Raw genomic sequence first — 14837 nt, 5'->3', positions numbered from 1 at the left:
TTTTATACGCGTACTCCTCGTGCGTGAAAAAACGAGGTAACCTTTTTAAAACCATCATGGTTATAAAACTTATTATTTTAGCAACAACCGTAGTGTGTTTACACGTTTCGGCCGCCAGTTTTGCACAACAGATCACTTTAAATGAAAAGAGATCAACGCTGGAAAGCGTATTGAGAAAAATTAGGCAGCAAAGCGGTTATATTATTTTTTACGATCGCGATTTGTTGTCTATGTCTTCGCCCGTAACGGTAAAGGTAGACCAGGCCTCGCTGGAGGAAACGCTTGTGGCCTGTTTAAGCAACCAGCCCCTGTCTTATCACATTGTAGATCATACGGTGGTTATTAATAAAAAAGGCGATATCAGTATGCTCGAAAGGCTGGCCGCTGCCGCCCCCATTATCGTTAAAGGTGCAGTAACCGACGAAAAAGGAGAGGTGCTGCCTGGCGCAACCATTATCATAAAAGGCACAGAGGTGGGCACCATAGCCGATAAAGACGGGAATTTTAGCATTACCTCACCCACAACCACTGGTATTATGGTAGTTTCTTTCCTGGGCTATGTAACCCAGGAAATCCCGATTAACAATCAATCAAAAATTGATGTGAAACTGGTAATGGCTAATAAAACACTTAATGAGGTTGCCGTGCTGGGTTATACAACTGTTATTCGAAAGGATCTTACAGGTGCTGTTTCTTCGCTTAACGCCCAGCAAATTACCCGCGTGCAGAGCAATAACCTGGTTCAAAGTCTGGTAGGTATAGCCGGTATAAGGGTGAATGGTGGAGCCAGTGATATTGGAGATATCAGGATAAGGGGTAACAGATCGGTTAATGCCAGCAATACGCCCACTGTAATTATCGATGGGATGCCTTATTATGGCTCATTAAACACCATTGATCAAAATGATATTGCCTCATTAGATATATTAAAAGACGCTTCGGCCACAGCCCTGTATGGCTCACGTGGTGCCAACGGCGTTATTATTATCACCACAAAAAAAGCAGCCAAGGGTAAAAACCTGCTTTCATTCGACTCTTATTCGGGTGCGAATGTGCATATGGATGGCAACCTGCACCCAATGAATGCTCAGCAATACATCCAGTTTAAACGCGATGCTAACCAGGCAGTTGGGATATGGGCATCACCTGCAGATGACCCTAAGATATTTACTGCGGTGGAGATTGCCGGATTTGGAAAAGTGGATAATAAAGCCGCCGAGGAATATTACGACAAATTGGGCTTTCAAAGCAATAATACCTTAACATTTTCTAATACCGGCGATCGCGGTTCGCAAAAAGTATCACTCAATTTTTATAATAATAAAGATCGCGGCGACAACATGGGCAATTATGACCGTTACCTGTTTTCAAGCAACATTGATCATAAGGCAACGCGCAATTTGACCATAGGCGCAACCAGCCGAATATCTTACGAGTTCCAACAAGTTGCGCCTTCAGGTTTTGGTAATGCCTTGTTCAGGTATCCGCCTACGGTAAAGTTTTTTGATGATAACGGCAATATCATTATAGCGCCTATTGGCGACCCAAACATGCGCAATCCTTACCTTGATCTTAACCGCGATTATAATGACTCACAAACGCGCGCATGGCAGGCCTTTTTAAAGGGCTTTATAAAATACGATATCACCAAAGATCTGAGCTTAACCAGTAACGTATCTATGGACCAGGTATTTACTTGGGCAGGTTCTTACACAGATAATCGCGCGGCAACCTATAATAACGCCTTAAATACCGCCAGCATAAGCAATGGAAGACAGTCAAGAATGACCTGGAATAACGTGCTGGCTTACAAAAAGAGTTTCGGCCAGCACAGTATTGATGCCACCGCTGTATTTGAGTTACAAAATAACCAGGCAAACAGCAGTAAGCAAACAGGTCAGGATATCACGCTTTCACAATACAAGTGGTTTAACATGGGCGCCTCTTTGCAAAATCAAACTATTGAATCAGGTTTTACCCGTAACCAAATGCTGTCGTACGTTGGTCGTGTTCAGTATGGTTTTAAAGATAAATACCTGCTAACCGCTACAGCCAGGTATGATGGTGCTTCGCCATTATCGGCCACAGACAGATGGGAACTTTTCCCGTCAATAGCAGGGGCCTGGCGTATGGTTGAGGAGCCTTTTATTAAATCCCTCAAAGTGTTTTCTGATTTAAAACTACGTGCCAGCTATGGTTTAACCGGTAACAGCGCCATAGCTGCTTATGCCACCCAGGGCAGCCTTACCAGCCGTTACCTGATATTTGCGGGTACCAACGGCGACGTACCGTACGCCACTAATGAACCTAACCAGCAGGCAGTACCTGACCTGAAGTGGGAAAATACCCGTATGTTTAACGCAGGCCTTGATTTTGGCTTGTTTAACGACCGTATTAACGGAAGTTTAAACTACTATTTGTCGCAAACGTCCGACCTGCTTTTTCAACGTAAGCTGCCTTATACCACCGGTTTTAATACCGTATGGGATAATATTGGCCGCACACGTAACGAGGGTTTCGAGATAACATTAAACGCCCGCGCCATTGATACGCGCGATTTTAAATGGAACCTAAGCTTAAGCTTTTATCACAATCAGGAAAAATTGGTTGAATTGTATGACTCCCGCTTGACGCAGGACATACAAAATAACTGGTTTGTAGGTTATCCGGTAACAGGCGTTACTTATGATTACAGGGCAGTAGGCATATGGCAAACCCTTGAAGCTAATGTTGCCGCTATTTATGGCCGCACGCCGGGAGAAATAAAAATTAAGGATTTGAATGGCGATGGCAAAATAGATGGCAATGACCGTGAAATAATAGGTACAGAGCGCCCTCAATTACAATCATCACTAATCACGAACTTCAGCTGGAAGCAACTTGATATGTCTATGGACTTTTATTCAGAGATAGGCGCTATTGCAAGTGATGGCTGGACAGGAGGTACCTATGGGGGCAGTATTGCCCGGTACAATGTGCCGGTAATAGATTACTGGACACCAACCAACCCAACCAATAATGCGCCTCAGCCCCGCAACGGTACCACCATACAATACCTTGCTTCAATTGGCCGCCACTCGAACGATTATATCAGGTTAAGGAACATAACGTTAGGGTATACTTTTTCAAAAAATATGATACCGGGAATCAGTAAGCTCAGGGTATACGCCGCGGCAACCGGCCCACTACAATGGTGGTCGTATTTAGACGAAGGCGGCCTCTCAGACAAGACCGTACTATTTAACCTTGGTTTAAACTTTTCATTATAATTAAAGCCATGAAAAAAATATTATCACTTATCATTATAACGGCGCTTACTTTTTCAAGCTGTAAAAAATCTTTTCTTAATGAGGAAGGTTATGGTGCTACCAATGCCATTTTTAATACAGAAGAAGGCGCTTTAACGCTTGTGAATACGCTGTATGACCGTCTTCGCCTTAATAACCTTTACGGCTCGCAAACCTTCGCTTATTTTAGCGAAATGGGTACCGATATGTGGCTGCGCGGCGGTAACAATACCAATATTCAATTGGGCGAGTACCGCACCCTTGATGCCACCCTGGGGGCCGACGCAAATATCTGGAACCACATTTACAAAGGTGTCTATGATGCCAACTACTTTTTAGAGCAGTCAGAAAAAATACAGTGGAGCAGCGATGCCATTAAAACCCAGGCCAAAGGCGAGACGCTGGCTTTAAAAGGGTTCTTCCTGTTTCAAATTGTAAACATTTGGGGCGGGGTATATTTGCCAACCACAACAGATTATAATCAAGGCTTGCAGGCCAAGCGCAGCTCGGAAGAGGATTTTTATAAAGAGATCATTAAAGACCTTGACCAGGCACTTCTTTTGGTACCTGCCTCATCGCCTGAATCGGGCCGCATTACCAAGCCAGTGGTTGAGGCCCTGCTGGCGCGCGTACACCTGTTCCATAAAGACTGGCAGGATGTAATAACCTATTCAACAAACGTAATTACCAAATACAACTATAGCCTTATTCCCGACTGGAAAAGCCTGATTAATAATGGTGCAGACAGAAGGCAGGAATTTATTTGGCAGGTCAATTTTGGGCTGGATAAAAGGTATACCCGCGAAAATGAGAATTACACCTTTGTAATATATGCACCTTTTATAGATCAGTTTACGGGTATTCAAACCGAGCTGGGCTGGACCGGCTACGGCGGTTGCCAGTTATACCCAACGTTGTATAACCTTAACCTGTTTAACCACGATGCGGATGCGCGCTGGAAAGATGGTTACCAAACCGTTTGGTACTATAATAAACCGGCTAATAAGTTGCCTTTACAAAATATCATCCATGTTGATACCGCGCTGTTTTTTGTACCCTACGCGCTTACCACGGCACAAAAAAACAGGGCTACTAACAGGTATTTAGCGCGCGATGTGAATGATTTATATAGTGCAAATGGCATAGCTAAAGACCCCAAAGTATTTATCGGCTTTAAAAAATTCGATGACCATAATCGTGGTACCCCTTTATCCACCAACCTGGTAGGCGAAGATTATTCGGTAATTCGCTTAGCCGATGTGATGCTGATGCGTGCAGAGGCCTACATGATGCTTGGGCATCCAGAACAAGGGCTGCCCGATATTAAAGCCATAAGGCTACGTGCGGCAGTACCGGGTTACGAGGCAGTGATGACTAATGTTACCGCTGCCGATATCGACCTTAATTTTATTTTGGATGAGCGGGCTAGGGAGCTTGGCGGCGAAGACATGCGCTGGTTTGACCTTAAGCGTACCGGCAAACTAGTTGAGCGGGTGAAGCTATATAACCCCGAAGCGGCACCATACATTAAAGATTTCCATAACCTGCGGCCGGTGCCACAGGCACAATTTGATGGTATGCCCAATCCTTCAACCCTGGGACAAAACACAGGATATTAATAGTATAAACGATCATATATATTAAACATGAAAAGATTTTTTAAACTACGCCCCCTGGCATTACATATAATAATGCTTGGATTGGCCTTAAGTATTGCGGGCTGCAAAAAAGAAACTGCTTCAACAGCCATTGGGCCACTGACAGCTACCATACAGGCAGCATCAGACCTTGTTAATTCGGCTAAAGAAGGTGTTACCCTTGGCCAATATGCGCCCGGGTCAAAAGCCAATCTGCAAGCAAAAATAGATTGGGCCAACTTTATCAAAAATAACTCGGGCAATGATGTGGCCTACCTGAATGCTAAAAAAACGTTAGAAGATGCCACTGCCAGTTTTAAAGCGAATACAGTAAAACCCGGCACACCAAAATTTGCGATCAATTCATTTTTTGAGTTGGGTTCGGTAGATGACCTGGTACCCAATAAATCTAACTTTACCATGGAGTTAAAAGTCAAATTAAGCGACTTACTTACCGATGGCACCGCCAAATTAGGCGGCTTTATTACTATTGATGACAAGTCGCTGGGTATACTATTCCGTTACACCAATACGGGCGCTATTGCCGCTTACATCCACAATGGTGGGTATATCGGCGCTACCACACCCGCCAATACATTAACAGTGGACAAATGGTATCACCTCACCTACACATTTAATGGCAGCGTTATCACTATTTATGTTGATGGTGTTAAAAAGGCAACGGCTAACATCAGTGGCGGGCCTAAGCCGGCTAATATCGCGGCAGGATCACCGGTGCGCCTGGGTATGTCGCGCAATAATATATGGACTGCTACAGACCTGCGGAGCATGCACGGCAATCTTAAAGACGTTCGTTTCTGGAATTACGCACTTACAGAAGTTGAAGTAAATACCAATATGAGCAAAACACTGACCGGTACGGAAACAGGCTTAATTGCCTACTGGCCGTTTGACCTTAACCTGGGTAACTCTGTGCCATCTTCTGTAGGGAAATTTACGGCTGTAGCCACCAATATAACCTGGGAATAAAAATCATTTTTATGAAGAGTGCATATTCGTTATTTTGTTTATATATCCTGCTTACTGCTCCGGTTTTCGGGCAGTCGACAGGTATCCCACTATCGCCGCAGGCGCAAAAAAAACAACCGGTAGGGTACGCTGACCCGATGATCGGCACATCCGAATCGCGGTGGATGCTTAATCCTGGTGCGTCAATGCCGTTTGGTATGGTGCAATTAAGCCCGGATAATCAAAGCACTGATTGGAAAGCGGGCTATGAGTATACAATTGGCAGTATTTCCGGCTTTAGCCATATCCACTCCTGGACCATGGCTGGGTTATCGGTAATGCCTACAACTGGCATGCTCAACCCCAAAATATATCCGCCTGATGCGCCCAGTACAACCGGCAGCACGGCAGGGCATCGCTCAAGAATTAATAAAAACACCGAAAAAGCAAGTCCCGGCTATTACTCCGCCGACCTGATAAATTACGGTATCAAAGCCGAACTGACAAGCACTACCCGGGGGGGCTTTTTTAAGTTCACCTTCCCCGAAAGCCAGGAAGCGCATGTAATGTTTAACCTGCTATTCCCGGCCGAATACCCGTTTAGTGTGTTAGATGCTAAAATAACCAGGGTGAGCGATACCGAGATAGAAGGCTATTCCAAACAGCAAAGCGGCAATTTTATGAAGTTGGGTGGTTTTAATGATTACATCGTGCATTTTGTTGCCCGCTTTAGTAAGCCCTTTAAACATTTTGGCGGCTGGAAAGGTAAGGCGATAAGCAAAGATATAAAGCAAATAGAAGGCAGCGATGATATTGGCGCGTATGTGGATTTTGAAACAAAAGATGGAGAAGTGATACTGATGCAAACAGGCATCTCCTATGTAAGCATTGAACAGGCCCGCTTAAACCTGCAACAGGAAATGGACCCATTTAAATGGAATTTTGAACACGCGCATCAAAGTGCCCGCAACGTTTGGAATAATTTGCTGAGCAAAATATCGGTAGACGGCGGTACAGAAGTGAACAAAAAGAAATTCTATACTAATTTATACCGCTCCTACTGCGCACGCAGCATTCTGAGCGATGTGAACGGAAAATATGTTGATGTTTGCGAAAACGTAAGGCAACTGGCTAATCCCAATTCCCCGGTGTTCGGCTGCGATGCCTTCTGGAACACTTTTTGGAACCTTAACCAACTGTGGACACTGGTAAATCCGGATTATGCCAACCAATGGGTAAACTCCTTGCTGGAGATGTATAAGTATGGCGGCTGGCTGCCCCGCGGCCCTGCCGGTATGGAATACTCGGGTATTATGGAGGGCTCGCACGAAATCTCTCTTATTGTGAGCGCTTACCAAAAAGGCATCCGCAATTTTGATGTAAATAAGGCTTATGAGGCGATGATGCATCAGCAAACTACCAACGGCATCAAACACGAGTGTAGCGGGTTTGCCGGCAATAAAGATATCCAAACCTATATGCAATTGGGTTATATCCCTTATCCGGGCCGCGTATCAAACACGCTGGAGTATGCTTATGATGACTGGTGCGTTGCGCAGTTTGCCAAAGCCCTGGGCAAAACCGATGATTATAAAACATATATAAAAAGGGCCGGATACTATAAAAACATGTTTGACCCGCAAACCAAATACATGCGCCCAAAAGATAAAGAAGGGAAATGGCTGGAGAAATTTGACCCCATAAATACTGGTGGCTATACAGAGGGTAACGCCTGGCAGTATACTTTCTTTGTGCCGCATGATGTGAACGGCATTGTAAAGCTAATTGGCAAAGATGATTTTTCGGCCCGCTTGGTAGATGGTTTTCAAAAATCGGCAAAGCTTAATTTCAATGGCGTAGGCGATAAACCCGAGCTGGTGTACATTAATCACGGCAACCAGCCAAATATGCAGGCTGCTTACCTTTTTAACTATGCGGGGAAGCCATGGTTAACCCAATACTGGGTAAGGGAGATCATGAATAAATTTTATGGCGATAATCCGTATAACGGCTGGCCGGGCGACGAGGATGAAGGCCAAATGGGATCGTGGTTTACCATGAGCGCCATGGGTTTGTTTGAGACCGATGGCGGCGCGGCTTCAAAACCCATTTATGAGATTGGAAGCCCACTATTTCCTAAGGTTACTATCAAACTTGATGGCAGCTATTATTCAGGCAAGACCTTTACTATTGAAGCGAAGAAGGTATCGAACATTAACAGATATATTCAATCGGCTATCCTGAACGGCAAACCGCTTAATAAACCATGGCTATACCATGCCGATATTGTAAATGGAGGAAAACTAATACTGATGATGGGGCCAAAGCCTAATATGGCCTGGGGTAGTAAGCCAGGCGATACACCTCCATCTATGTCTACTGTTGTTGATTGATAGAAGGGGAGACCGGGTATTACTTAGAGACTTTAACTGGTATAATTAAAAGTATTACAGCTTTTACTGTTTGCAGTTCCGGAACTAGATGGGAAATGATCCGGGAATCGCCACAGTAAAGGCCAATATTAACCTTAAACAAAATCCTGTTTATTAAAAAATAATCACTTAAAAAACCCATTATGAAAGAAATGAAGCTAAAAAAAACAGCCATTATGGCTGCTATTGCCCTAACTTTTGCAGGGTGCAAAAAAGCAGAGAAATTGGAAGTCGACTCAAAGTCGTCTACACTGGTGACTAACAGCGAAGCATTTTCCACGGGGCTGGCAGCTATAACCCCTCCTGATTTTACGATTGCTCTGCTTCCGGATATTCAGTTTTACACCGACCCAGGGCCCGAAGGTGGCCTGGAAGTCATGCTGACCAAGGAGATAAAATGGATAATGGACAACCGCGTAGCCGAAAATATTGTATACGTAGGTGGCCTTGGCGATATTTCAGACAGTGGCGATCAAAGCTGGTCTGATCCGCAATGGGTGGTTGCGCAAAACAATTTTTATGGCAATAAAAGCGGATATGCCAATGGACTCGAAACCCCACAGACCGGCTTGCCAAATGGTATACCTTATGGCTTATGCACCGGCAATCATGATCAGCGCATAAGCGGTGGTGTAGAAGGGCCGGATAAGCCCTGCGCTAAGTATAATAATGTTTTTGGGCGTACACATTTTAATAATGCTTCGCATCCGTATTGGGCCGGCAGTTATTCAACCGCTAATAACAACAGCCATTATCAGCGTTTTAGTGTAGGTACAGCGCCCAATAAAATGGATTTTCTGGTTATCCACATTAATTACGACCTTAACCATGATGTGCCCGCTATAACCCAATGGGCCTATAATTTATGCTCGGCTAACCCCAGCAGCAAGGTAATAGTTATTACACATTATATAACCGATACAAGCATTCCCGCTATCTGGAGCACACAGGGCCTGGCCATATGGAACAAACTTAAAGGCCTAAGTAACGTGTTTATGTTTGCCGGCGGGCACCTTACAGGCGAAGGCTACCGCCAGGATACCTATAATGGTAAAACCATCAAAACTTTTCAAACCGATTATCAGAGTTGGGCCGCAGGAGGTAACGGGTATTTTCGCCTGATGAAGTTTTCAGCAGCTAATGACCTCATTACCACCAGGTCATATTCGCCATACCTCAATGGTTGGTTGTCATCACCGCAAAGCAACTTTGTTAGGACTTGGTGGCATTCATCAACCGGTGTGAGGTTGTACGATTATGTAAACCAGGGGAAAAGTCAGTTGTCGTTTTTTAACAGCGGCGTATGGAAAGTTTACGGACAGGCTGATCAAACCGTTGGCCTGGCGGGTGATATTGCATGTCCCGGCGATTATGATGGCGATGGTAAAACAGATATGGTATTTTTCCGGCCCTCAAATGCTACCTGGTATAACCTCCCCGGTGGGGCCACCTCTGTTTGGGGCGACCCTAATTCCGCCGATATTCCGGTCCCGGCCGACTACACGGGTGATGGCAAGTTTGACTTGGCTATCTTCAGGCCGGCAGAAGGAAAATGGTATATACAAGGAAAAGGTAATTATGTGCTCGGGCAAAATGGCGATATCCCATTGGTGGGTGATAATAATGGTGATGGACAAGCCGACCTGACGGTTTATCGCCCATCAAACTTTACTTTTTACCGTAATGGCGGCTTGCCTAACGTTACCTTCGCGGGGGCGACGGCTGCCGATATTCCGGTTCCGGGAGATTATAATGCTAGTGGTATCACCAATACCGTAGCCATCTATCGCCCTTCAACAGGCGAATGGATCATTAATGGAATGACCACCTCTAAATGGCCAACAACACCAATAGCGGGTGTTATACCATGCCCCGGTGATTATGACGGTGATGGTGATTTTGAAAAAGCCTATTACAATCCGGCCGATGGAAAGATCTACAATTCTACCACAGGCGTAGCAACCTCCATGCCTGCTGCAAGCGGCGACAAGATCATAAACCTGCCTTACCCGGTTAGACGCGTGTTTTTCCCGTAAATTACCTAACCTATCAGTTCGGCGCAAAGGCGCTGAACTGATTTTAATAAACCCATATTTATGAAAAAAATACTATTAGGATCAGCGCTTATCATCCTGTTGTTGCCAGCATGCGGCGGCTTTAAAACAGATAATGGAATGCAATATGAGATACACCATGATGAAAACGGGCCGGTTATTAAAGATGGTGATATGGCTGCCATATCAACCGTTGAACAAACCGAGACCGGAGTTAAGTTATACAGCAGTTACGATTATGACGACCGGCCGATGGTCGCCTTCAAATCAAAGTCGCTTTTTAAAGGAGATTTTAATACGGCTTTAGGGTTACTCAGCCAAGGCGATAGCGCTACTTTTAAGATCAGAGTTGATTCGCTGATCCGTGTTGGGCAAAAACCCGCAGGTACTAAAGGCCAGTACATTTTGTATACTATCAAAGTGAACAGGGTAGTGTCGCGCGGAAACCAGACAGATAGCGCCTACACCGCCAAATACGAAGCACTTAGAAACGAACTTGCTGAAACGGAACGGCCCAGGGAAGCGGCCAAGATAAGACATTATATTATGGCTAATGGCATCAAGCCAACAGTAACTGCTTCGGGTTTACAGTATATAATTACGCAGCAGGGGCACGGGGCCAGGCCGGCTACCGGCGATAGTTTGTATGTAAACTATACGGGCATGTACCTAAGCGGGCAGCCATACATAACCACATCACCACAAATTGCTAAAAAGGCAGCGATGGATCATTATGATATACTTCATATCAAAGCAGGTTCGGGTATAGCATTTCCCGGGCTTGACGAAGCCCTGCTGCTTTTTAACAGAGGGACAAAGGCAAGGCTTATCATACCCTCAAAAATTGGTTATGGCGCATATGCACACCAAGGCATTGAGCCTTATACTCCATTACTTTTTGATATTGATGTATTAGATAAATAGGTATTTCAGTCACAAATATGCGCAACATGGTGATGTGAACAGGTTAATGCGTGTATACATTCAAAAAACCAATTATGATAAATTTACCCATGGTCAATTCGTTGCGCCATATTTTCATCATCTTATTCCTGCAGCAAAGCCTTTATTGGAGGATCCGGACATATAAACCGTAAAGAGATTGTTTCCAGGCAGAACCATTCATTACAAACAGAAACTTAAACGGCCTTCCTAAGCACCTCGTTCGAGAGCTGTAAATTGGTTGGCCCTGATATTGCTCTATCAGGGCCTTTTTTTATTATAGAAACTTAGCAGGCATTTTAGCTGCTCAATTTTAAGCTACATTTAGAGGTAGGGCAATTTCAATCAAATCGAGTCGGTTGAAACCGTTTGGCAACTATCAATAGAACGGATTAATGAGGTGTTGTATATTGAGTAAATTGCATTGAAAAAAAACAGGGACATAGTCAATTTAACTATGCCCCTGTTCGAGTTTACCTCGTTCGGTAGACGTAACAGGTCAAATCTCGAACTTTTTGGAGGATATATTAAGTATTCAACACGCATTTAATTTGCTTCCCCGGGAACGATTGCGTAGTTTTTAGTTTAACGTATCTTTATTTGTTGCTGTATAGTGATTATCCTTGCTTAACAGTTTAACTTAATTACGAAATAAGAATCCAAATAGTAATGTCGAAAATATAAATGGAGGTTTAGTCGTATTTTAACGGGAATAAAGGCTTGTTAAATTAAACGAGCCGCCAATAATTTTAGTTTTTATTATGTTTCTTTGAGACAGATCATACCAGTATAACTAATTACATACAGCCCGAAATCTATGCATATTAAGGTTTCAAATCAAAAGATCAATCTTATAATGTTTATATTTAGAGCTATGAAAACTCGTTTCGTATTTAAAAACTTGTTCTTATTCCTTTTTATATTAATAGGGTCGTACAAAGTGGGGTATAGCCAGTCGTACGGATTGGGTTTCAATAGTGATGAGGTGGATCAGAATAAACGAACTTCTCTTGATTTAAGCCCCCAACACCAGCTTTGCTTCAGTAATAATTTTGATATTTCTTTTGATATTTCTTTCCTGCGTGCCAATAAAATCTATTTTGGTTATGTTATCAGGATCGTCGAGGACGATAAACGCAATATCGATTTGGTTTATGATGACGAGACGGACGTGTTTAAGCTAATTATAGGTGAAAAACTATCAAAGATCACCTTTAGCGCCGACAAGAATAAACTGTATAAACAGTGGAACAATATCAAGATAAAGTTTGATGTGGATAATGATCGTATCACTGTGTTCTCCGGCAGTCGTTCATTTATCGAAAGCGGGCTGCGTTTAAAAAGAAACAATTGTTATAAAATGCTTTTTGGCGCTAACAGTTACAAACAATTTAGCACTACTGACGTCCCCGCTATGAAAATAAGGGATGTTAAGATCACCGAAAAAAATATGATTAAATTCCATTGGCCATTAGGCGAAGGGAACGGAGTTATTGCTGCCGAAACGGTGGCGCAAAATAATGGCATTGTTGTTAATCCTTTATGGGTAAAGGCAGCGCATTTTTATTGGAAACAAGTGCGCAATTTTATCGTAACCGGATCAGCCAGCGTTGCTTTCGACCCGGCGAAGGAAATATTGTATGTGGTTGGCAACGATTCTTTATTTACGTATACCGTTAAAAATTCATTGTTAAAGGGCATTGTTTATAGCGCCGGAAAGCAGAATTTAAATATTGGGAACCAATCGCTTTTTAGCAGGCGCGATAGCACACTTTATAACTTTTATACGGATCAAAAATTTGTTACACCTTATGATGTCAAAAAGAGGGATTGGCAAAAAAAAGGTACCCCTGGTTTCATAACAGATTTTATACAGATAAATAAATTCCTGTCATACGCTGATAGCTCGTTGTATGTTTTTGGCGGTTATGGCCACCATATGTACCGCAACAAAGTTCAGCAATATGATCTTAAATCACGCCTGTGGAAAGATATAAATGTTAAAGGTGATTTTTTTACACCACGTTACTTGGCCGCATCGGGTAGTAACGCCAAACAGGATACGGCTTACATTTTAGGGGGCTACGGCAGCGCCACAGGGCAACAAGTGCTGAACGCTAAAAGCTTATACGATATGATGCGATTTACCCCTAAGGATCGCACATTTAAAAAGATCTTTGCGCTTAACCTAAAAGATCAGAACCTGGCATTTGCCAATTCTTTGATCGTGGATGATCATACAAAAACCTATTACGGGCTGGTATTTCCGCAGCTAAAGTTTAATTCTAATCTGCGGTTGATAAAAGGATCGCTTTTAAACAATTCATACACATTGGTGGGGAATGCCATCCCGTATTCATTTAATGACCTTCGCTCTTTTGCTGATGTTTTTTATAGCCCCGAAAGTAATTTGTTTTTAGCCGTAACGCTTTTAAGAAACCGCAATAACCTGGAAACAGAGGTGCGGATATTTGCAATTGCGGCCCCGCCTGAGAATGTGGAGACAGAAGCACCTACTTTAACCACTTCACACAAATACTGGTGGTTGTTGGGCGGCATCGGATTTTTTTTAGCAGGAACCTTTATTATAATAGTTAAAAAGGGCAATAAAAAAGCGTCACCCCACAAGGGTGGTTTGCAAACTGCTGTTGTCGCCAACCCGGATAATGATATAATTGCAGAAACATTGTCAATAAATAATTCACAACAAACCGGGATACCGAAAGCATATATTTTTCTATTTGGGGAGTTGCAACTGATAACCGAAAATGGAAACGAAATAGTGAATGCATTTACAACTTTAACAAAAGAGCTGTTTGTATACCTGGTATTGCACTCCATTAAATGGGACAGGGGTGTTAGCTCTGAAAAACTGAATGAAATACTTTGGTTTGACAAGGACGAAAAAAGTGCCCGTAATAACCGGTCGGTTAATATGGCCAAGTTAAAAAGGGTGCTCGATCAAATGGGGCATTGCAGTGTATCAAAAGATACAGGTTACTGGAAAATAGAGATAGACCAGAAGTACATCGATGTAGATTATTGCAATTATTTAAATATCATTTCGAGTAAAGAAAAACTGGGGAAACAAAAAATAATACAACTTAATGAGATTACACAGCGAGGGAGTTTGTTATCTAACTGTGAATATGAGTGGCTGGACCAATATAAATCCGAAATATCAAACGAGATTATTGATACTTACTTAAAGTTTGCAACAGAAAACAACCTGGAAGATGATCCTGAATTCTTTGTAAAAATTGCTAATTATATTTTCCATCTTGATCCGGTGAACGAAGAAGCTATGGAGCTAAAATGTAAGGCACTTGTATTTTTAGGTAAACACTCGTTAGCTAAAACTACTTTCGAAAACTTTAAAAAAGAATATAGAAATATTTACGCCGAAGATTTTAAAAAGGATTTTCAATCAATTTTAAAATAACACATTAGTTAATAAAATAAAAAAGGCACTAGCGTGCCCTTTTTATTTTAAGACCAATTTAGCGTGGCAGACTT

Annotated in this window: 7 protein-coding genes; all 7 read left to right on the top strand. The window is 43.0% G+C overall.

Features of this window, described 5'->3' with window-relative positions:
• Window positions 1-56 precede the first annotated feature (56 nt).
• The 7 genes from ABIB50_RS08130 (at window position 57) to ABIB50_RS08100 (ending at window position 14763) form a co-directional block, all read left to right on the top strand.
• Window positions 57-3269 (top strand): TonB-dependent receptor, encoded by a 3213-nt coding sequence (locus ABIB50_RS08130; protein WP_429378789.1) that lies wholly within the window; start codon window positions 57-59, stop codon window positions 3267-3269.
• 8 nt (window positions 3270-3277) lie between these two features.
• The gene (locus ABIB50_RS08125; RefSeq protein WP_429378787.1) at window positions 3278-4906 is read left to right on the top strand and encodes a RagB/SusD family nutrient uptake outer membrane protein; all 1629 of its coding nucleotides are present in this window, start codon (window positions 3278-3280) and stop codon (window positions 4904-4906) included.
• Window positions 4907-4933: 27 nt separating this feature from the next.
• The gene (locus ABIB50_RS08120) at window positions 4934-5914 is read left to right on the top strand and encodes a LamG domain-containing protein (RefSeq protein ID WP_429378785.1); all 981 of its coding nucleotides are present in this window, start codon (window positions 4934-4936) and stop codon (window positions 5912-5914) included.
• A gap of 11 nt (window positions 5915-5925) precedes the next feature.
• Window positions 5926-8286, top strand: coding sequence for a GH92 family glycosyl hydrolase (locus tag ABIB50_RS08115; protein ID WP_429378784.1), 2361 nt, complete (start codon window positions 5926-5928; stop codon window positions 8284-8286).
• Window positions 8287-8477: 191 nt separating this feature from the next.
• Window positions 8478-10361 carry a hypothetical protein gene (locus ABIB50_RS08110; protein ID WP_429378783.1) on the top strand — a complete coding sequence of 628 codons (1884 nt, stop codon included), beginning with the start codon at window positions 8478-8480 and terminating at the stop codon, window positions 10359-10361.
• A gap of 60 nt (window positions 10362-10421) precedes the next feature.
• Window positions 10422-11303 carry an FKBP-type peptidyl-prolyl cis-trans isomerase gene (locus tag ABIB50_RS08105; RefSeq protein WP_429378782.1) on the top strand — a complete coding sequence of 294 codons (882 nt, stop codon included), beginning with the start codon at window positions 10422-10424 and terminating at the stop codon, window positions 11301-11303.
• Between the two features lie 892 nt (window positions 11304-12195).
• Window positions 12196-14763, top strand: coding sequence for a galactose oxidase (locus ABIB50_RS08100; RefSeq protein WP_429378781.1), 2568 nt, complete (start codon window positions 12196-12198; stop codon window positions 14761-14763).
• Window positions 14764-14837: the final 74 nt, after the last annotated feature.

This window comes from Mucilaginibacter sp. UYCu711 (assembly GCF_050433825.1).
Taxonomy (GTDB): Bacteria; Bacteroidota; Bacteroidia; order Sphingobacteriales; family Sphingobacteriaceae; genus Mucilaginibacter.
The sequence above is the reverse complement of the archived record's forward strand: the minus strand, read 5'-3'. Positions and strand labels throughout refer to the sequence as shown.

Coding starts and splice junctions, on each gene's coding strand:
- ABIB50_RS08130 (WP_429378789.1), top strand. CDS start 57: ATGGTTATAAAACTTATTATTTTAGCAACAACCGTAGTGTGTTTACAC.
- ABIB50_RS08125 (WP_429378787.1), top strand. CDS start 3,278: ATGAAAAAAATATTATCACTTATCATTATAACGGCGCTTACTTTTTCA.
- ABIB50_RS08120 (WP_429378785.1), top strand. CDS start 4,934: ATGAAAAGATTTTTTAAACTACGCCCCCTGGCATTACATATAATAATG.
- ABIB50_RS08115 (WP_429378784.1), top strand. CDS start 5,926: ATGAAGAGTGCATATTCGTTATTTTGTTTATATATCCTGCTTACTGCT.
- ABIB50_RS08110 (WP_429378783.1), top strand. CDS start 8,478: ATGAAGCTAAAAAAAACAGCCATTATGGCTGCTATTGCCCTAACTTTT.
- ABIB50_RS08105 (WP_429378782.1), top strand. CDS start 10,422: ATGAAAAAAATACTATTAGGATCAGCGCTTATCATCCTGTTGTTGCCA.
- ABIB50_RS08100 (WP_429378781.1), top strand. CDS start 12,196: ATGAAAACTCGTTTCGTATTTAAAAACTTGTTCTTATTCCTTTTTATA.